The 19,543-nt window shown below is 62.7% G+C and carries 18 protein-coding genes; 3 read left to right on the top strand and 15 right to left on the bottom strand.

Annotation, left to right across the window (positions count from 1 at the left end):
* Both RXV88_RS13635 and katG read right to left on the bottom strand, forming a co-directional pair.
* Positions 1-861: a universal stress protein gene (locus RXV88_RS13635; RefSeq protein WP_316293745.1), complete on the bottom strand. Its 861-nt coding sequence runs from the start codon at positions 859-861 to the stop codon at positions 1-3.
* 242 nt (positions 862-1,103) lie between these two features.
* Complete coding sequence (gene katG / locus RXV88_RS13630; RefSeq protein WP_316293743.1) at positions 1,104-3,281, bottom strand: catalase/peroxidase HPI; 2,178 nt, start codon at positions 3,279-3,281, stop codon at positions 1,104-1,106.
* 120 nt (positions 3,282-3,401) lie between these two features.
* Between katG and RXV88_RS13625 the strand changes: the two genes are divergently transcribed.
* A complete protein-coding gene (locus RXV88_RS13625; RefSeq protein WP_316293741.1) occupies positions 3,402-4,343 on the top strand; it encodes a hydrogen peroxide-inducible genes activator in 942 nt (313 codons plus the stop codon).
* Between the two features lie 48 nt (positions 4,344-4,391).
* Here the strand turns inward: RXV88_RS13625 and RXV88_RS13620 are convergent, their stop codons facing one another.
* Genes RXV88_RS13620 through ugpB form a run of 4 tightly spaced genes read right to left on the bottom strand, consistent with a single transcriptional unit; the run spans position 4,392 to position 8,560 of the window.
* A complete protein-coding gene (locus RXV88_RS13620; RefSeq protein ID WP_316293739.1) occupies positions 4,392-5,447 on the bottom strand; it encodes a sn-glycerol-3-phosphate import ATP-binding protein UgpC in 1,056 nt (351 codons plus the stop codon).
* Between the two features lie 3 nt (positions 5,448-5,450).
* Positions 5,451-6,287 (bottom strand): sn-glycerol-3-phosphate ABC transporter permease UgpE, encoded by an 837-nt coding sequence (ugpE, locus tag RXV88_RS13615; RefSeq protein WP_316293809.1) that lies wholly within the window; start codon positions 6,285-6,287, stop codon positions 5,451-5,453.
* A gap of 20 nt (positions 6,288-6,307) precedes the next feature.
* Positions 6,308-7,189 (bottom strand): sn-glycerol-3-phosphate ABC transporter permease UgpA, encoded by an 882-nt coding sequence (ugpA, locus tag RXV88_RS13610; RefSeq protein ID WP_316293737.1) that lies wholly within the window; start codon positions 7,187-7,189, stop codon positions 6,308-6,310.
* Between the two features lie 60 nt (positions 7,190-7,249).
* Entirely contained in the window at positions 7,250-8,560 is a 1,311-nt protein-coding gene (ugpB, locus tag RXV88_RS13605) for a sn-glycerol-3-phosphate ABC transporter substrate-binding protein UgpB (protein WP_316293735.1), read from the bottom strand.
* 693 nt (positions 8,561-9,253) lie between these two features.
* On the opposite strand from ugpB, the gene RXV88_RS13600 reads away from it, so the two are divergent.
* Positions 9,254-9,460 (top strand): hypothetical protein, encoded by a 207-nt coding sequence (locus RXV88_RS13600; protein ID WP_316293733.1) that lies wholly within the window; start codon positions 9,254-9,256, stop codon positions 9,458-9,460.
* A gap of 121 nt (positions 9,461-9,581) precedes the next feature.
* On the opposite strand, the gene RXV88_RS13595 is transcribed toward RXV88_RS13600, so the two are convergent.
* Genes RXV88_RS13595 through RXV88_RS13560 form a run of 8 tightly spaced genes read right to left on the bottom strand, consistent with a single transcriptional unit; the run spans position 9,582 to position 17,836 of the window.
* Positions 9,582-11,111, bottom strand: a complete 1,530-nt coding sequence (locus tag RXV88_RS13595) for an acyl-CoA synthetase (RefSeq protein WP_316293731.1) — start codon at positions 11,109-11,111, stop codon at positions 9,582-9,584.
* A gap of 5 nt (positions 11,112-11,116) precedes the next feature.
* On the bottom strand, positions 11,117-12,133 hold the full coding sequence (locus RXV88_RS13590) for an NAD(P)-dependent alcohol dehydrogenase (RefSeq protein WP_316293729.1): 1,017 nt from the start codon (positions 12,131-12,133) through the stop codon (positions 11,117-11,119).
* Between the two features lie 3 nt (positions 12,134-12,136).
* A complete protein-coding gene (locus RXV88_RS13585) occupies positions 12,137-13,273 on the bottom strand; it encodes an acyl-CoA dehydrogenase family protein (protein WP_316293727.1) in 1,137 nt (378 codons plus the stop codon).
* Positions 13,270-14,229, bottom strand: coding sequence for a branched-chain amino acid ABC transporter permease (locus RXV88_RS13580; RefSeq protein ID WP_316293726.1), 960 nt, complete (start codon positions 14,227-14,229; stop codon positions 13,270-13,272). The genes RXV88_RS13585 and RXV88_RS13580 overlap by 4 nt, the downstream gene beginning before the upstream one ends.
* On the bottom strand, positions 14,226-15,083 hold the full coding sequence (locus RXV88_RS13575; protein ID WP_316293724.1) for a branched-chain amino acid ABC transporter permease: 858 nt from the start codon (positions 15,081-15,083) through the stop codon (positions 14,226-14,228). Before RXV88_RS13575 ends, RXV88_RS13580 begins: the two co-directional genes overlap by 4 nt.
* A gap of 52 nt (positions 15,084-15,135) precedes the next feature.
* Positions 15,136-16,335, bottom strand: a complete 1,200-nt coding sequence (locus RXV88_RS13570) for an ABC transporter substrate-binding protein (protein ID WP_316293722.1) — start codon at positions 16,333-16,335, stop codon at positions 15,136-15,138.
* Positions 16,336-16,367: 32 nt separating this feature from the next.
* Entirely contained in the window at positions 16,368-17,069 is a 702-nt protein-coding gene (locus RXV88_RS13565) for an ABC transporter ATP-binding protein (protein ID WP_316293720.1), read from the bottom strand.
* Positions 17,069-17,836 (bottom strand): ABC transporter ATP-binding protein, encoded by a 768-nt coding sequence (locus tag RXV88_RS13560; RefSeq protein ID WP_316293718.1) that lies wholly within the window; start codon positions 17,834-17,836, stop codon positions 17,069-17,071. Before RXV88_RS13560 ends, RXV88_RS13565 begins: the two co-directional genes overlap by 1 nt.
* A 141-nt stretch (positions 17,837-17,977) precedes the next feature.
* Between RXV88_RS13560 and RXV88_RS13555 the strand changes: the two genes are divergently transcribed.
* Positions 17,978-18,877 (top strand): LysR substrate-binding domain-containing protein, encoded by a 900-nt coding sequence (locus tag RXV88_RS13555; RefSeq protein WP_316293717.1) that lies wholly within the window; start codon positions 17,978-17,980, stop codon positions 18,875-18,877.
* A 224-nt stretch (positions 18,878-19,101) separates the two neighbouring features.
* Here RXV88_RS13555 and RXV88_RS13550 read toward each other — a convergent pair whose 3' ends face one another.
* The gene (locus RXV88_RS13550) at positions 19,102-19,413 is read right to left on the bottom strand and encodes a cytochrome c (protein ID WP_316293715.1); all 312 of its coding nucleotides are present in this window, start codon (positions 19,411-19,413) and stop codon (positions 19,102-19,104) included.
* Between the last annotated feature and the right edge of the window lie 130 nt (positions 19,414-19,543).

Raw genomic sequence — 19,543 nt, 5'->3', positions numbered from 1 at the left:
TCAATGCGCCATCAGAACCGGCAGGCGGGCGTTGCGGAGCACGTAACGCGTCACCCCGCCGAACAGGGCCTCGCTATAGCGTGCGCGTCCGTAGCCGCCCATCACGATCAGATCGGCCCCCGCCGCCCCTGCGGCATCCAGCAGCGCGCCCCCGACGCTGCCGAACCCCCTTGGCCGGGTGCCGGACCGCACGGCGACGCCATGCCAGCCCAGATGCCGGGCCGCCTCGGACATGTCGGGCAGGTCCCCGGCCTGTTCCTCGATGTGCAGGACGGTCGCTTGTGCGCCCGCCCCGGTCATGTCGAGCAGCGCCGAGATCGCCCGCACGCAGCCGCTTGTCGCGTCCCAGGCGATGAGCGGGCGCGTGAACGGCGCGCGCGCCCGCGCCGCTCCACCGGGGATGAAAAGCGCGGGCCGCCCCGAGCGCAGCATGGTCACCTCGAGCAGGTTTTCGAAAAGCGCGCTGTAGCGCGCGGGCGACGCGGTGAAGAGCGACAGATCCCCGCCGCGCGCCGCCGCCGGGATCACCGCGGCGGCCTCGCCGGTCAGCGTGCGCCAGCCCGCAGTGGCCACGGGCGCGCCATTGGGGCTGCCGGCCTTGGGCAAACCGGCCTTGCGGCACATCGCGCCAAAGCGGCGGCGGGCGCGTTCGGCCTCGGCCCTGCCGCGCGCATCGAGACGGTCGCGCATCTGGTGGCTTTCGGCGCTCTGGCTCGTCGTCTCGAGGCCGAAATATTCGAACGCCTCTTCGGGGTCGGGGCGGACGAAGACCGCCTCGATATGCGCCTCGAGCGCCTGCGCGAGCGCAAGCCCGCCGCGCCACGCCTCGCGGTCGTCGGCGGCGCCCTCCACAGGCATCATGATCGCCCGGATCGCCAATCTCTCAGCACCTCCCCGGCAGCTTGGTCAAAGGCGCGGCCGATCACTTCGGGCCGCACCGTGCAATTATTTGTCAGGGTAGGAGCGCCGGGGACGCGCAGCTTGATCTTGGTCAAGCCGTCCGCCGGTCACCGGCAGGAGCGTCATGTCAGGACAGCAGGCCGTAGCAAAAGAAAAGTCCGGGCAGCAAGGCTGCCCGGACCGGTCTTGGAAAGAAAGACGCCTTACGCGACCAGGTCGAACCGGTCGGCGTTCATGACCTTGGTCCAGGCCGCCACGAAGTCGCGGGCGAATTTCGCACCGTTGTCGTCCTGGGCATAGACCTCTGCATAGGCGCGCAGGATCGAGTTCGAGCCGAACACCAGGTCCGCGCTGGTCGCGGTCCACTTGACCGCACCGCTCTTGCGGTCGCGGATCTCGTAGGTGCCGTCCTCGGCGGGAACCCAGCTGTTGGCCATGTCGGTCAGATTGACGAAGAAGTCGTTCGTCAGCTGGCCTTCGCGGTCGGTGAACACGCCGTGCTTGGCGCCGCCGTGGTTGGCGCCCAAAACGCGCATCCCGCCGACCAGAACCGTCATCTCGGCCGCCGTCAGCCCCAGCAGCTGCGCCTTGTCGAGCATCAGTTCTTCGGGTGCGACGGCGTACTTTTCCTTCTGCCAGTTGCGGAACCCGCAGGCCAGCGGCTCGAGAACCGAGAAGCTGTCGGCGTCGGTCTGCTCGTCCGTGGCGTCGCCACGGCCGGGCGCGAAGGGCACCGCGACGTCATGACCTGCGGCCTTGATCGCCTGCTCCAGCCCGACGTTCCCGGCCAGCACGATCACGTCGGCCACCGACGCGCCGGTTTCCGCCGCGATGGGCTCGAGGATGCCCAGAACCTTGGCCAGACGCTCGGGCTCGTTGCCCTCCCAGTCCTTTTGCGGGGCCAGACGGATGCGCGCGCCATTGGCGCCGCCGCGCTTGTCCGAGCCGCGGAAAGTGCGGGCGCTGTCCCAGGCGGTGGCGATCATCTCGGCAGCCGAAAGGCCGCTGGCGGCGATCTTGGCCTTGACCGCATCGACATCGTAAGAGGTCGACCCCGCCGGGATCGGATCCTGCCAGATCAGGTCTTCGGCCGGCACGTCGGGACCGTAGTAATTGTCCTTCGGGCCCATGTCGCGGTGGGTCAGCTTGAACCAGGCACGGGCGAAGGTGTCGGCGAAATACTCGGGATCGGCGCGGAACTTCTGGCAGATCTCGTTGTAGATCGGGTCGGCCTTCATCGCCATGTCGGCATCGGTCATCATCGGCATGCGGCGCACGGAGGGGTCGGTCGGGTCGACCGGCATCTCGTCCTCGGGCATGTCGACGGGCTTCCACTGGTTGGCACCGGCGGGCGACTTGGTCAGCTCCCACTCATAGCCGAAAAGATAGTCGAAATAGCCCATGTCCCACTGTGTCGGATGCTTCGTCCAGGCGCCCTCGATACCGGAGGTGAAGGCGTTGGTCGCCTTGCCCTCGAGCCCCGGGTTGTCCCAGCCGAAGCCCTGCATATGCACCGGGCAGCCCTCGGGCTCGGCACCGATGGCATCCACTGCGCCGCCGCCATGCGCCTTGCCGACGGTATGGCCGCCGCAGGTCAGCGCCGCGGTTTCCTCGTCGTTCATCGCCATGCGCGAGAACGTCTCGCGCACGTGCTGCGCCGTGCGCGCCGGATCGGGATTTCCGTTCACGCCTTCGGGGTTCACATAGATCAGGCCCATGTGGACGGCGGCCAGCGGATTGTAGAGCGTCGAAGTGTCGTCAAGATCGCCGTAGCGGTTCTCGGACGGGGCCAGCCATTCGTTCTCGGCGCCCCAGTTCACGTCCTGCTCGGGACCCCAGATGTCTTCGCGGCCAAAGCCGAAGCCAAAGGTCTTCAGACCCATCGATTCATAGGCCATGTTCCCGGCCAGAATGATCAGGTCGGCCCAGGAGAGCGCATTGCCGTACTTCTTCTTGACCGGCCACAGCAAACGCCGCGCCTTGTCGAGGCTGGCGTTGTCGGGCCAGGAGTTCAGCGGAGCAAAGCGGATGTTGCCCGAGCCTGCGCCGCCGCGGCCGTCGCCCATGCGGTAGGAGCCTGCCGAGTGCCAGGCGAGACGGATCATCAGGCCGCCGTAATGGCCCCAGTCCGCGGGCCACCAGTCCTGGCTGTCGGTCATCAGCGCCTTGACGTCGGCCTTGACGGCCTCGAAGTCGAGCGCCTTGACGGCCTCGCGGTGGTTGTAATCCGGGTCCATCGGATTGGTGCGCGCGCCGTGCTGGTGCAGGATGTCCAGGTTCAGGCTGCGCGGCCACCATTTGGTGACGCTGTTGCCGTGCTCGGTGTTGCCGCCGTGCATGACGGGGCAGCCGCCGGCCGGATCTATGTTGTTGCCGTCCATGGTCGTTTCGCTCCCTTTTCGTGAATTCGGTCGGGCCCGCAGCCCGATGTAGAATCGTTCTAACATCGGCGGGTGATTGATTCCAATTGGATATCCAAAACGTTGTGATAAGTTTGGCTTATGATTGGCCTTACCCTAAAACAGCTCCGGTATTTCGAGGCGCTCGCCCGCCACCAGCACTTTGGCCGCGCCGCCGAGGCCTGTTCGATCTCGCAGCCCGCGCTGTCGTTGCAGATCAAAGAGCTGGAAGCGATGTTCGGCACACCCCTGGTCGAACGGAACGCGCGCCAGGTCAGGCTGACCTCGGTCGGCGAGGGGCTGCTGTCGAAGGCCCGCCAGATCCTACTGGCGGTGGAAGAGTTGGACGACCTGGTGCGCGCCTCGCGCGGGCCGTTGGCCGGGCGGCTGCGGCTGGGGATCATCCCGACTGTCGCGCCCTATTTCCTGCCCACCATCATCACCGCCCTGACCCGCCGCTTTCCCGCGCTGGATCTGAAACTGCGCGAGGCGGTGACCCAGTCGCTGATCGGCGATCTCTTGGACGGGCGGCTTGATCTGGCGGTAGTGGCGCTGCCCATCTCGGAACCGGCCCTGACCGAATTCGCGCTCTTTCAAGAGGATTTCGTCCTTGTTCGCCCGGCCGAGGACGCGGGCAAACCGGTCCCCAGCGCCCGGACCTTGCAGACCATGCGGCTTTTGCTGCTGGAAGAGGGGCATTGCTTTCGCGATCAGGCCCTGTCGTTCTGCCAGTTCGGCGAGGCGCAGCCGCGCGACCTGATGGAGGGCAGTTCGCTGTCGACGCTGGTGCAGATGGTCGGCGCGGGCATGGGGGTAACCCTGATCCCCGATATGGCGGTCGGTCTGGAAACCCGGTCGGCCAATGTGTCGGTCAGCCGCTTCCCCCTGCCCCGCCCGTCGCGCACCATTGGCATGGTCTGGCGCAAGTCCAACCCGCTGTCGGACCAGTTGATGCAGATCGGCGCAATCGTCCGCGCCATCGGGTATCAAAGAGACAAAGCGCAGGACAGCTATTCAGACGAGCGCCCTGTCCTGCCGGTCTGAGCCCGGACAGCGAGACCTCACGCACGACACATGCGGCGGCGGGCGCGATCAGACCTCCAGCCTGCGCCCGTTCGATGCGTCGAAGAGGTGGATGTTGTCCTGATCGATCGCAAACCGCATCGGTGTGTGCCGATCCTCGATCGGGTGCACGCCCGGCAGGCTGACCGTGATGGGATCGCCGCCTGCCGACAATTGACCATGAAGCAGTGTGTTTGCGCCAAGCGGCTCGGACATATGGATGACAGCGTCGATCGGGCCGTCCTGGGCAACATGCAGATGCTCTGGCCGAAGCCCCAGCTTGACCGGCCCGTCCGGCCCGTTCGACGCGCCGACGGTGGCCTCGCCAAGCTTGATGGCGCCGCCGTCGAGCCGCGCGTCGAAGACGTTCATGGCCGGGCTTCCGATGAACTGCGCGGCGAACAGGGTGTGCGGGGTCTCATAGACCTCGAGCGGCGTTCCGATCTGCTCGGCCACGCCGCCGTTCATGACGATCATCCGGTCCGCCATGGTCATCGCCTCGACCTGGTCGTGGGTGACATAAAGCGACGTGATCCCCAGCTTTTCCTGCAGCTCGCGGATCTCGAGCCGCATCTGCACCCGCAGCTTGGCGTCGAGGTTCGAGAGCGGCTCGTCGAACAGAAAGACAGCGGGTTCGCGGACGATGGCCCGACCCATGGCGACGCGCTGGCGCTGCCCGCCCGAAAGCTGCCGCGGCTTGCGGTCGAGCAGCGGTTCGAGCTGCAAAAGCCGGGCGGCGTCTTCGACCTTGCGGTTGATCTCGTCCTTGGGCAGGCCCGCGATCTTCAGCCCGTATCCCATGTTCTGACGCACCGACATATGCGGGTAAAGCGCGTAGTTCTGGAACACCATGGCGATGTCGCGGTCCATCGGCTCTTTGTCGTTCGCGCGTTCCCCGCCGATGGCGATCTCGCCCGCAGTGACGGTCTCGAGCCCTGCCACCATCCGCAGCAGCGTGGATTTCCCGCAGCCCGACGGCCCCACGATCACGATGAATTCGCCATCGGCGATCTCGACATCGATCCCGTGGATGACGTCCGTGGCGCCAAAGCTTTTCTTGATGTCTTTCAGCGTTACAGTTGCCATTTCTTATTTCTCGCTATCGACAAGGCCGCGGACAAAGAGTTTCTGCATCGAAACGACGACTAGAACCGGCGGGACCATGGCAAGGATCGACGTCGCCATGATCGTGGGCCAATGCGCAAAGTCGTCACCGGAGGGGAACATCTGCTTGATGCCCATCACGATGGTATTCATCTCGGGATCCGTGGTGATCAGCAGCGGCCAGAGGTACTGATTCCAGCCGTAGATGAACAGGATGACGAAAAGAGCCGCGATATTTGTGCGGCTCATCGGCACGACGATGTCGATGAAGAACCGCATCGGGCGCGCCCCGTCGACCCGTGCGGCCTCGGCCAGCTCGTCGGGGATGGTCAGAAAGAACTGACGGAACAGAAAGGTCGCCGTCGCCGAGGCGATAAGAGGCAGGATCAGGCCGGAATAGCTGTTGAGCATCCCGAACCCGGCCACCACCTCGAACGTCGGCACGATCCGCACCTCGACCGGCAGCATCAGCGTCAGGAAGATCATCCAGAAAAACGTCGTCCGCCCGGGGAACTTGAAATAGACGATGGCGAAGGCCGACAAGAGCGAGATGGCGATCTTTCCCACCGCGATCCCGATCGCCATGATCAGGCTGTTGATCAGCATGGTGCCGACCGGAACGTTGACGCCCGAGAACAGCGCGTTCTTGTAGTTCACAAAGAACTGGTCGCCCGGCAGAACCGGCATGGGCGGCGAGATGATGTCCGCCTGCGTGACCGTCGAGGCCACGAAGGCCAGCCAGATCGGGAAGAAGATCACCAGAACGCCGAGGATCATGAAGACATGCGTCAGCCAGAGCCCGGCGCCCCGCTTTTCGACCATTCCGTGGTGCTGGGCGGCCATCAGTAATGCACCTTCTTTTCCACGTATTTGAACTGGACCACCGTCAAGAGGCCGACGACGATCAAAAGGATCACCGACTGGGCCGAGGACGAGCCCAGATCCTGCCCGACAAACCCGTCCGAAAAGACCTTGTAGACCAGGATCGTCGTCGATTGCTGCGGGCCGCCCGCGGTGATCGTGTGGATCACGCCGAAGGTTTCGAAAAAGGCATAGACCACGTTCACGACCAGCAGGAAGAATGCCGTGGGCGACAGAAGCGGCAGAACGATGGTGAAGAAGCGGCGCCAGAAATGCGCGCCGTCGATGGCGGCGGCCTCGATGACGGATCGGGGAACGGACTGGAGCGCGGCGAAGAAGAACAGAAAGTTATAGCTTATCCGGCCCCAGGCCGACGCGACCACGACAAGCCCCATGGCCTCGCCGCCATTCAGGACGTGGTTCCAGTCATAGCCCATCTGCCCCAGATACCACGAGATGACACCGACCCGCGTGTTGAACATGAAGAGCCACAGAACGCCCGCCACGGCAGGCGCCACGGCATAGGGCCAGATCAGCATGGTGCGATAGACGCCCGATCCCTTGATCAGCCGGTCCGCGATCACCGCCAGGAACAAGGCCGGGATCATCGAGCAGAGCGTCACCAGGATCGAGAAGACCGCCGTCGTGACAAAGGATGCGCGGTAGAATTTGTCGCTGAGAAGGAATTCGAAATTCCCTAGCCCCACGAACTGCGCCGACAGCCCGAACGGGTCGGGTATGAACAGCGACTGCCAGACGGCCTGCCCGGCCGGATAGAAGAAGAAGACGGCAGAGATGATGACCTGGGGGGCGATCAGCAGAAGGGGCAGCATCCAGCCGCGAAAAGTGACGCGCTTTTCCATAATCCAACCTGAGCCAGCAAGGATGCGGGCCCGTCAATCGGGCCCGCACCGATATCAGAGTTAACGGTTGGCGGATTCGAACCGGCGGAGCAGCGCGTCGCCGCGCTCCTTCGCGCTGTCCATGGCCTCTTGCGCGGTCTTGTCGCCGGCCCAGATCGCCTCGAGCTCTTCGTCGATGATCCCGCGGATCTGGTCGAAGGAGCCAAGCCGCAGACCCTTGGAATTCGCGGTCGGCTGGTTGGTGGTCATCTGGATCACAGCCACATCCGTGCCGGGGTTCTCGTCATAGAACCCGGACGCGCGGGTGGCCTCGCCAGCCGCGACCGTGATCGGCAGATAGCCGGTGTCCTGGTGCCACTTGGCCTGCACGTCGGACGAGGACAGGAAGCTCAGGAACTCGCCCACACCCTTGTATTCCTCGGCCTCATGCCCCGCCATGACCCACAGCGACGCGCCGCCGATGATCGTGTTCTGGGGCGAATCCATCAGGGCCTCCCAATAAGGCAGCGGACGGACTTCGAAGTCGAACTGCGCCTCGGCCTTGATGCCGGCATAGCCCGCCGAGCTTTCGGTGAAGAGCGCGCATTCGCCCGAGCGGAAGTTGGCCCCGCCTTCGTTGCGGCGTCCGGTGTAGATGAACTTGCCGTCCTTGGCCCATTCGCCCATCGCCGTCAGATGCGCAACCTGCGCCGGACCGTTCAGCATAAGCTCGGTGTCGAGACCCGCAAAGCCATTGTCCTTCGAGGCGAAGGGCACGTTGTGATACGCCGAGAAGTTCTCAAGGTGAATCCAGCTCTGCCACGCGGTCACCAACGGGCAATCCTCGCCGCCGGCCTTGAGCGCATCCAGCGTCTCGCCGACCCTTTCCCAGGTGGAAAGATCGGTATCCGGGTCCACCCCGGCGGCTTCGAACGCGTCGCGATTGACCCAGAGCACAGGCGTGGACGAGTTGAACGGCAGGGACAGCATGTCGCCGTCGGTGGTCGTGTAATAGCCCTTGACCGCGCCAATATAGGCGTCGGGATCAAAGGTCGCGCCGCTTTCGGCCATCACCTCATAGACGGGGCGGATCGCGCCTGCGGCGGACATCATCGTCGCCGTGCCGACCTCGAACACCATCAGGATATGCGGCTGCTCCTGCGCGCGGAACGCAGCGATCCCGGCGTTCAGCGTCTCGGAATAGTTGCCCTTGTGGCTCTGGACGACGACGTAATCGTCCTGGCTTGCGTTGAACTCTTCGACCTGGGCGGCGACGAGTTCGCCAAGACGCCCCGTGAAGGCGTGCCAGAACTGGATTTCCGTCTGCGCCATCGCGGCAATCGGCGACAACGCGGTGGTCACGGCGGCGACGCCGAGTACATGCTTGATCATTTTTCCTCCCATGCATCTTTTTCGATGCTTCTATCTTTCAGCGGCACACACACTTTCGGCGGCCGGCGAACAGTGGCGCAATGCTTGCACCGGACGACATCCATTTCAAGTGGCCGCGACCACGGTCTCGTGAAACTTCGGTGACAAAGACCGAAGGTGCCTGTCAGGCGTCGTAGCGACCGCTCTTGATTGCTCTTCACCAAGACCTTGTCGAGGTGGGTCGACGTCATCCCTTCGATCCCGCGCTACCGAGTTCCGCGGCAAACACCGGACCAGACGGAACCGCACCCCATCCAAGGCATTGAACGCAAGTTAAAAACAACTTCTTCAATGGGGAACGCTGCCCCGCGCGGCATCTGGCCCGCCGCAACAGAGGCACAACTTGTAACTGGTTTGTCAGAGAACGCCCAAACAGCAAATATTCTTTCATGGCCTTGAACGGTTCGAAACAGGGTCGGCCGTTTCGTAATTGGCCGCCCCCTCGACTCTGGGCGAGGGTAGGTTTTCATGACACCCAAACGCCGAGACACCTCCCGAACCGGACAGCCCGCACAGTGATCTGATGCACCGCATCCCGCTTGGAAACGCTGCTATAATTGCTTGTCCCCATGTCGGCCTCCTTGCCTCAAACTAGGAGGCAAGGCGTCTACAAATCTAGGGGCACCTCACTTCTTCAAGGACGGCGACGCCGACGTGATCACCGATTTCGAGGGCGGGATCGACAGCTTGCGCATGTTGGGCGTCGAGAACGCCCCGGGATCGGGCCTGGCGGGCATGGTCGCGGCGCTCGACATCACCGATACGGCGGCGGGTGCTCTGATGGACTATCAAGGGCACACCGTGCTGATCGAGGGCGTGGCGGCGGCCGATCTGACGGTGGACGATTTCAGCTTCCTTTGATCGAAGGACGGCTGGTGGCGGACTTTCCACTATCGGCCAACATGCCCTCAACCGAGGCGTGACACTCAACCCGCAGACACCTTTGATCTGCCGCCGAGCTGTCCGAAAAACCCAGACCGCCTCAACTCTTCCAATAAAGGTCTCTAAGCTGCCGTTTGTAGAGCTTTCCCGTTGCGGACCTGGGCAGCGTCTCGAGGAAATCTATGCTGCGCGGACATTTGACCGGGGACAAGCGCTGGCGACAATAGTCGATCAAATCCGTTTTCAGCGTTTCGGACGGGTCCATGGACGGCACCAGTTGCACGATGGCTTTCACCTCTTCCCCGAAATCCTCGTTCGGCACGCCGATCACGGCCGTATCCAGAACCGCCGGATGCGTGAGCAGAACGTCCTCGGTTTCCTGCGGGTAGATGTTCACGCCGCCTGAAATGATGACAAAGGATTTGCGGTCGGTGAGATAGAGATACCCCTCGTCGTCCAGATGTCCGATGTCCCCAAGCGTGGTCCAGCCTTGGGCATTGGTGCAGGACGCGGTCTTGTCCGGGTCCTTGTGATAGGCGAATTGGTGCCCGTTTTCGAAATAGACTTCTCCGGTTTTCCCCACGGGTATTTCCGCGCCGCTGGGATCGCAGATATGCAGCGTCCCAAGCTTGGCGCGCCCGACCGAACCGGGATGGGTCAACCATTCGGCGCTGGTGATGGCCGTAAAGCCGTTGTTTTCGGTGCCGGCGTAATATTCGTGGATGATCTCGCCCCACCAATCGATCATCTTTTTCTTGATGTCCGGCGGACAGGGGGCCGCGGCATGTACGGCCATTTGCATGGAAGAGAGGTCGAAACTCAGACGGTCCCGTTCCGGCAGCTTCAGAAGTCTTACGAACATCGTGGGCACCCATTGGCTGTGGGTGATGCGGTGTCGTTCGATCAGGCGCAAGGCCTCGGCAGCGTCGAAGCGGGGCATGACATAGGCCGTGCCGCCCATCTTGATGGTCACCATCGAATGGCGCAGCGGCGCCGCATGATAGAGCGGCGCCGGGCATAGATAGCGGGTCTCGCTGTCATACCCGAACAGCCCCGACAGAAGGTCGATCAGCATTCCCGGAGCGCCAGGGCGCGTGTCGGGCAGCGGCCATTTGATCCCTTTGGGGCGCCCTGTCGTCCCCGAGGAATAAAGCATGTCCAACCCTTGCCTCTCGTCCGGTATCGCGGTCTGGGGCTGTTGGGCCAGCGCGTCCGACCAGCTGGGCAACCCGGCGGTTGCCGAACCGACCATGAGCATCTTGCAGGCGCTGCCCTGTGACAGCGATTGGGCCAGGGGCAGAAACCTGTCCGAAACGATCAAAAGCCGTGCGTCGCAGTCTTTGAGAATGAACGCGATTTCGCTCGCCGACAGATGCGTGCTGATGGTGGTGTAGTAGACCCCGGCCCGATCCGCCGCGAAACAGATCTCGAGGAATTCGCGCCGGTTTTCCATCAGGATCGCGATGTGGTCGCCCACACCGATACCGTTGGACCGCAAGAGATGCGCGCCCTGATTGGCCCGCGCTTCCAGCGTGCCAAAGCTGACCGTTTCACCGCTGTCGCACATCACGAAGGCCGGTTTTTCCGGCGGGTGAAACCTGGGCTGGTAGGGATGCGAGGACCGGGACACGAGGATCAGAACCCGATCAGCGTCTTGCCGAAATGCCCTCCGGTTCGAAAGTGCTCCAACGCCGGCTTGAGATCTTCAAAGGCAAAGGTTTCACCCAGAACCGGGCGGGTCTGGTGCAGCGCCATGGCGGCCAGCATCGCCTCAAACCCGTCCCGATGACCGACGGTGACCCCCTGCAAGCGCACCTGCCGTGCGACGATGGGGCCCAGAGATGCCTCGATGTTCAGGCCTGAAAGGACGCCGATCATCGACAATGTCCCGCCCGGGCGCACCGCGCGCAGCGACAGGGGCAGCGTCTTGGCCCCGCCCAGTTCGATGATGTTGTCGAACCCGCCGCGATCCGCAGTGAAGGGGCGGCTGGCGCGGGCCCAATCCTCTGTTTCGATGTAGTTGATGGTCTCGTCCGCGCCCAGGGCGCGCACCTTGTCCAGCTTGTCATCGCTGGACGAGATCACCGTGACATGCGCGCCGTGCATCTTGGCAAATGCCAGCGCAAAAAGCGCCACGCCCCCGGTGCCCTGCACAAGCAGGCGGTCCCCGGCCCGGGTCCGGCCATGCGTAACGACCGCGCTCCACGCGGTAAGCGCGGCGCAGGGCAAGGTGGCCGCCTCGGCATCGGTCAGGTATTCCGGCAGTTTGACGACACCCTGCTCGGACACGCAGAACAGATCCGCCATCACCCCATCCAGCGGACCGCCCAGGGCAGAGCTGAACCGTTCCGGCGTCGGTGCGCCACCGGTCCAGTTCTGGAAATAAGTCGGGCAAACCCGGTCCCCCACGGCCACACGGGTGACGCCCTCGCCGACCTCCACCACCTCGCCGACCCCGTCCGACACCGGGATCAGGGGCAAAGTGCCCGTCGCCCGGCCATAGCCGCGTTCCGGCACGATCAGGTCGCGGGAATTGAGTGCGGCCATGCGCATCCGGATCAGCGCCTCGCCGGGGCCGGGTTTCGGCTCGGGCCGGTGGGACAGCTTCAGATTGTCGATGCCCCAATCGCCTTCGATCTGGAAAACACGCATGGATTACCTCCTGGAGGGTGAGACGTCGGTACCTGTCAATCGCGCGACGCGATCACGCAGGATACCCGTGGCGCCGTCGGTGAACCCGGCGATATGGGCGGCTGCAAGGTGACGGGTGAAACAATATTCGGGCCGCAGGCCGGCTGCGCCCATGGCGTGCAGCATCTGCGGGATGTGGCGTTGTGCGGTTTCGGTGGCGGCGATCTTGGCCTTGGCCGCGGACAGTTGCGCATCCTGCCCGGTCGCGATCTGCGACACGGCGCGGCCCGTCAGGGCGCGCGAGGCAGCAAGGTCGGTTGCGGCCGCGCCCAAAGGCTGGCGCCACGCCGCGTGTTGGTCGAGCGGTTTGCCAAAGCTCTCGCGCTGCGCGCCATACGCTGCAGCTTGTGCAATAGCCTCCCCCAGCAAACCGTTACACATGGCGGCCACATAGCACCGCGCGGCATTGATTTCGGTCAGGATGGATTTGAACGCCCCGCCCGGCGGCAAGAGCAGACCCGCCGCCACCGCGTCTTCTAGAACAAACCCGCCTGTGCCCATCGACGTTTGCGCAAAGCCCGAGTCGATGGGGTAGCGGCGGACACCCGGTTGATTGAGATCGACAAGAAACCCCCCGATCCCGGTCGCGTCTCGGTCTGCTCCGCATTGTGCAAAGACCATGGCCAGCCCGGCGTGACGGCCGTTGATGATCCAGGTCTTTTCGCCACGGATGCGCCAGGTGCCGTCCGCCTCGGTCGCGCGGGTGGTGACGGCCGCGAAATCCGTGCCCACGCCCGGCTCTGTCAAGGCCGTGCAGGCGCTGATTTCACCCGACAGCAGCCTAGGAAGGTACATGTCGCGCACTGCATCGGATGCGGACAGGCAAAGGCGTAACCCGACGTTCTGCGTGTTGACCAAGGACATGGCGAACCCGAATTCGACCGCCGCCAGCGTCTCGCACGCCTCGGCGAGCGTGGCAAAGCCTTGCCCCTTTCCGCCAAAAGCCGTCGGCGTGGTGATGCCGGTCAATCCGATGGCCGCGGCGTCACGGATCAGGCCGGGATCGGGCGTTTGGCCCATTGACCATCCCGGCGCCGCGCGCGCCACGGGTCCCCGGGCAAAGGCATCGACCCGGTCCAGAAAGTCGTCGGCATCCGTCATGACCGCCGGTTCCGCACCCGCGCCCACAGATCCCCCGTGACCCCCACGATTCCGCGTGGCATGAAGATCGTCGCCAGAACCAGCACAAGCCCGTACAGGATCAGCCGAAAGCTGTCGGCAAAGCGCAGGTATTCCGGCAGGAAGACCACGAAGAAGGCTCCGATCACCGGCCCGGCGATGGTGCCGGATCCGCCGATTATGACGGCCAGGATTGCGTCCAGCGATTGCGCGACGCCAAAGATCTCGGGATTGATGAAGCTTTGGTAATGGGCATAGATCGCCCCGGCCAGGCCGGCATACATCGCCGAAGTCACAAAGGCGAAAAGCTTGTATTTCCAGGCGGGGATACCGACCGCGCCGACCAGATCCTCGTTCTGCCGAATGGCGATCAGGATTTGCCCGATGCGGCTTTTGACGATCAGCGCGGCAAGCCCGGTCATCAGCGCCGCGACGATCAGCACGAAGTAGTAATAGGTCTCGCGGTCGCGCCAGTTGAGCAAACCGTCCTTGCCGCCCGGTTTCGGAATGCCCGTGATCCCAGCCTCGCCCTGGGTCAGATCGTGCCAGTTCATCAGCACGATGAAAATCACCAGGTTGAAGGCCAGCGTGACGATGGCGAAGTAGTGCCCCTTGACCCGCAGGCTGGGATAGCCGGTCGCCACCGCGAACACGGCCGTGACCACGGGGGCCAGCAAGATGGTCAGCCAGACCGGCAGATCGTAGTGCAGGCCCATCAAGGCCGTGGAATAGGCGCCGATCCCCATGAAACCGGCCTGCACGATCGAGACATAGCCCGTGTAACCCTGAACCAGGTTCTGCCCCTGCGCCGCGATCACCCAGACCAGCGCGAGGATAGACAGGTGCAGGTAATACTTCACGGAAATCAGTTGCGGCAGCAGCACGAAGCCGACAAGCGCCGCCAGCCAGAGGATGTGTTTTCCAGTGAGCTGCATCATGCCTTCCCCATCAATCCCTGCGGGCGCACCAGCAGAACCAGGATCATGATCACAAAGGCGATCACGTCCTTGTAGGCAGAGGATACAAAGCCCGCCGCCAGCGCCTCTGTGATGCCCAGCACAAGTCCACCGATGACGGCACCGGGGATCGACCCCAGCCCGCCAAGCACCAGAACGGCAAAGCCCTTGACCACCAATCCTTCGCCGATGCCGGGCGCGATGGCGAAAAGCGCGCCGACCATCACGCCGGCACAGACGCCAAGCGCAGTCGAGATCGAGAACACCACCAACGGGATCGTGTTGACATTCACCCCCATCAAGATCGCCGCATCCCGGTTTTCCGCCACGGCGCGTATCGCCTGGCCGGTCTTGGTCTTCTCGACAAACATCGTCATGGCCAGGATCAGGATCGCCGCCCCGACGATCACATAAAGCCGCAGTTCCGGGATGGTGACGCCCCCGATATTGTAGACATGAGACAGGTTTGTCGGGATCACCACCTGCTCGTGGCCAAAGAACTCAAGGTTCAGGCCCTCGACCATCATCGTCAGGCCAAGCGCAACGATGAAGGCGTTGATATGGCTCGCGTTTCGGACCGGGCGATAGGCCAACAGTTCGATCAGAACACCCAGCAACAATCCCACGACAAGCGATATGAGAATAGCCGCCAAGAGTGGCAGCCCCCACATCACGACAAAGAAAAACGTCAGGTACCCGCCAAACATGGAGATCGAGCCATGGGCGAAATGCGCGATCCCAAGGATGCCGAACACCGTGGTCAGCCCCAGTGCAATCAGCACATAGACCCCGCCGATCGCCATCCCGTTGATGATTTGCTGAAAGATCTCGATCATGTCCGCCGTCCCGAAAGGGCGGCGCGGAACATTCCGCGCCGCAGGGGTTTCGTCAGTCGATTGTGCTCAGGAAAGCCGAATAGGCGGCGGCATCCGAGGGCAGATCCTGCACGAATACCCAATTGCCGTCCTGCCACTGGAAGGCCCCGTTCGAGGTATAGGCCTGACCGTTGACATCGAACATTTTTCCATCGACCGGAAGGTACTGCATGACCACCTCATCCGGAACGGCCAGTTCGCGCAGCGCGGCGGCGACAGCCTCGGCATCGTCGACCGTTCCCGCCGCCTCGATCGCATCCTTCAGGGCATAGGTCTGGTCATAGGCGTAGGGCGAGCTGGGCGACGGCGCGATGCCGAATTTCTCGGTGTAGTTCTTGTGATAGGCGATGCCGTTGTCGCTGGCCGAGAGCAACGTCAGCTCGGTCGGGCGCAGGTCCCAGACGCCTTCCATCTGTTCCGATGTCGCCACCCGCAGAAACTGCTCTTCGCTGCCGGAGGTGAACCCGTAGCGCGGCACATCGATGCCCAGCTCCACCGATTGGCGATAGATGAACGCTGCCGGTTCGACGTACCCCACCACAAGAATGGCGTCGGGATCTTGTTCGCGGATCTTTGTGAGCTGCGGGCTCATGTCGCGGTCCTTGAGGCCAAAGGCTTCGCGCGAGATGATTTCGCCGCCCGCGGCATTGAGCTCTTTCTCGAACGCGTCGACATAGCTGGCATAGAAGCCCACATCGAGGGCACCCAGAACCGCCACACGCTTATGGCCCTTGTCGGCGACAAAGGTTCCGGCCGCGGCCCCGGTGTAGTCCGCCGGCGGGCGCGTCCGCGTCAGGTTGGGAATTTCGCGTGTGGTGATCGAGCGTTCGGCGGCGTTGCCCACCAGCATCACCGCGTCCTCGTTTTCGATGAAGGACGCAACGGCGCCTGTGGCCCCCGAGCAGCAGAAGCCAAGGATGTATTTCACACCGTCACGATCCAAAAGCTTGCGCACCGAGTTCGAGGCCTCGGTCGGGTTGGCCTTGTCGTCGTAGGCGATGACGTTGAGCATATAAGTGTCGTCGCCGACCTTGATGCCGCCGGCTGCGTTGATCTCGTCGGCGGCCATTTGCACTGCGTTGGCCTGCGGCAGGCCATACACCGCCGCGCCGCCGGTGAGCGCGTCGCTTACGCCGATGTCCAGGGTAATTTCGGCGGCGGGCGCCGCTGTTCCGGCCAGCGCCAAGGCGGCCGTCAGTGTCCTCAGTTTCATGGTAGTTCCTCCCTTTTCGTTACGTGCCCGGGTCAGTGGCCCAGATAGGCCTTGACCACTTCTGGATGTGATTGAAGCTCTTCGCCCGTGCCGGTGAGGACGATCTCACCCGCCTCGAACAGATACGCCCGGTCGGCAAGGCGCAGCGCCATAAGCGAATTCTGTTCGACCAGCAGGATGGTCTTTCCCATCTTCTTGATCCGCTCGATGGTTTCGCCCACTTCCGCCACGATCTTGGGCGCAAGACCCAGTGACGGTTCGTCGAAAATGCACAGCTTTGGCCGCGCCATCAGGGCCCGCGCAATCGCCAGCATTTCCTGTTCCCCGCCCGAAAGCGTTCCAGCCGCCTGGTTTGCCCGTTCGCGCAGGATCGGGAACATGTTCATCATTTCTTCGAGGTCGCTGGCCTGTGCGCCGTCGCTGCGCGCATAGGCCCCCATGCGCATGTTCTGAACCGTGCTCATCTGGGGAAAGACCTGGCGGCCCTCGGGGCACATCGTGATGCCTGCGCGCACGATCGAGTGGCCGCTGCGGTTGGTGATGTCCTGATCTTCGAAGGTGATAGAGCCCGACTGCGCCGGAACCAGTCCGCAAATCGCCTTTAGCGTTGAAGATTTGCCCGCACCGTTCGCGCCGATAAGCGCGACACATTCGCCTTCGTTCACTTCAAGGCTGATCCCGTGGATCACCTCGATCGGGCCATAACTGACACGCAGGTCCGACACCGTGAGCATCACACTGCCTCCCCGAGATAGGCATCGATCACCGCCTGGTCGCTGCGGATTTCATCCGGTGTGCCTTCGGCGATCTTGGACCCGAAATTCAGCACCACGATGCGATCGCACACCTCCATGATGAGGGCCATGTGATGTTCGATCACCAGAACCGACACGCCGGTGTCACGGATCCCCCGGATGACATCGGCCAAAGCCTTGCGTTCGTGGCTGACCAACCCCGCCGCCGGTTCGTCCAAAAGGATGACCTTGGGGTTCGACGCCAATGCGGTTGCGATCATAAGAAAGCGTTGCTCGGCCGCGGTTATCGTCGCCACCTTTTCGTCACCGACCCCGGCCAGGCCCGTCAGGTCCAAAATGTCATCGATCCGCCGGTCGATGACCTCGTTCTCGCCGGGATGGCGCCCGATGCCGAAGACGGACGACAACGGATGCGATTTCAACGTGACATTGCAACCAAGCCTGACCTGATCGCGCACGCTGAATTCGGCAAAGGTGCTGGCGGTCTGAAAGGTGCGCGCCAACCCCATAGAGACCCGTTCGTATTCCGGCAGCGTCTGGATGTGACCGCCTGCCAGCAGGATTTCGCCCGAGGTGACCGGAAACACACCGGCCAGCGCATTGACCGTGGTGGATTTGCCGGATCCGTTCGGGCCGATCAGCCCCAGGATTTCACCGTGCCCGACGGAAAACGACAAGTCGCGCACGGCATGCACGCCGCCAAACGACTTACAGAGCTTCTCCAGCTGCAAAACGGCAGTGGTCACAATGTCCTCCCATCTGCTTTTCCAGCAGTTGCGACGAGCCTAGCCTGCAATTCGATGGTGGCGAAAATAGAATGATTAGCGCTTGCTATCTAAAATTTCGATGACCACACTCAGAGGAATTGTGAGTCCGGGTGCCATCAAATGCCAACTGAGATCAGGAATATCAAATCTGTTCAGGTGTTTAGCACCGTTGCGGATGTCTTGAACGTGACGCGCGCGGCGCAGCTTTTGAACACCAGCCAAAGTACGATCAGTTATCATATCCAAAAATTGGAGGCCGACCTGGACACCGTCCTGTTTCGCCGAAACGCTTCCGGGCTCGAGCTGACCGAGTCGGGCTCTATCCTGGCGGGGCATGTGATGCGCGGGCTCGAGGCGATCCGAACGGGCATCGATCAGGCGACCAGCCGGGCTGGAACCATCGAGATCGCCTTGCTGCCGATGTTTGCGAGCCGATGGCTGTCGCCGCGGCTTGGTGGCCTGCTCGAAGCCAATCCCGGCGTGCAGCTTGTGATCAAGAACCACAACAATAATTTCGCGCATATGCCCAACCCCGAGCGTTTTGCCGATATCGGCGTCCAATGGGGCCGCGGCAATTGGAGCAAGTTCGAGGTGACCAAGCTTTGGACTGAACGGCTCGTCGTCGTGTGCAGCCCCGAATATCTGAAGGCGCATCCGATCCGGAAACCATCGGACCTGGCCGAATGCACCCTGCTTCACGTGGATGACACCAGGATGTGGGAAGAGTGGTTTACCGACAATGATGTGCTGCTGCCCGCGACCCCGTCCCAGATGATGCTGGAAGACCGGCACTTTCAGCTCAGCTCGACCATCAACGGGCTGGGGGTGTCGCTTTTTGCGTCTTGGGCGGTGCGGCCGGAAATCGAAAGTGGCGCGCTGGTGAACCCGTTCGACACGACGTTCGCCACGTCTTTCGCCTATCATCTCATTGTACCGCTGAACGCAGACCTGTCGCCATCGGTCAGGAAATTTCAGGAAGAGCTGCTGGATGTCAGTGGGAACACGGCGACAAAATCCTAGATTTCGAGGCTTGGCGCGGTGCCTGCACCGATCACCGCATTCAGGCAAAAGGGATGCATGGAAAGTTCACCTGGAACTGTCGCGTTTCAGTGCCGCTCCAGGCGCACGTTTACGCGGCAGGATTGAAATTAGATACCATGCACGCCCATTGCTCCGGGCTTTTGCGGGGGCGATCGAATTTATCTGCGAGGTGGCCCAACGTCAGCCCACCACCTCGTTCGAACCTACTTCTCGAGCGACATGATGTAGGCCGTCACGTGAGCGACGCTCTCTGGGGTCAAGAAATCCCACATCGCCGGCATGGAAGTATGCACTGGGAACATTATTCGATTCCATATCTGGTCTTCGCCCCAGTAAACCGCGATGGCTGCAAAGCTCGGTGGGGATTGCTTGAACGCGCCGCTCTCGCCGATGTCATGGCAGCGAGAACAATATTGATCGGCCAGCAACTTGCCTGCCTCGGGATCGCCTTCTTGTTGTGCCCAAGCCAAGCCCCCGTAAAAGGCGGCCACAGTAAAGAGTGGAATCCATTTCATTGAACCGTCCTCCTCTGTCTGTACGCCTGTAACGCTATCTCGAACTTGCAATGAGGGCATTGATCTTGCTCAAGCCCACCTTGGCTGTCCTGGCCACGCCGCCGTTCGGGGTGGCCTTCGATATCGTGAA

The organism is Aestuariicoccus sp. MJ-SS9 (assembly GCF_032586235.1).
In the GTDB taxonomy this organism is placed as follows: domain Bacteria; phylum Pseudomonadota; class Alphaproteobacteria; order Rhodobacterales; family Rhodobacteraceae; genus Aestuariicoccus.
The sequence above is the reverse complement of the archived record's forward strand: the minus strand, read 5'-3'. Positions and strand labels throughout refer to the sequence as shown.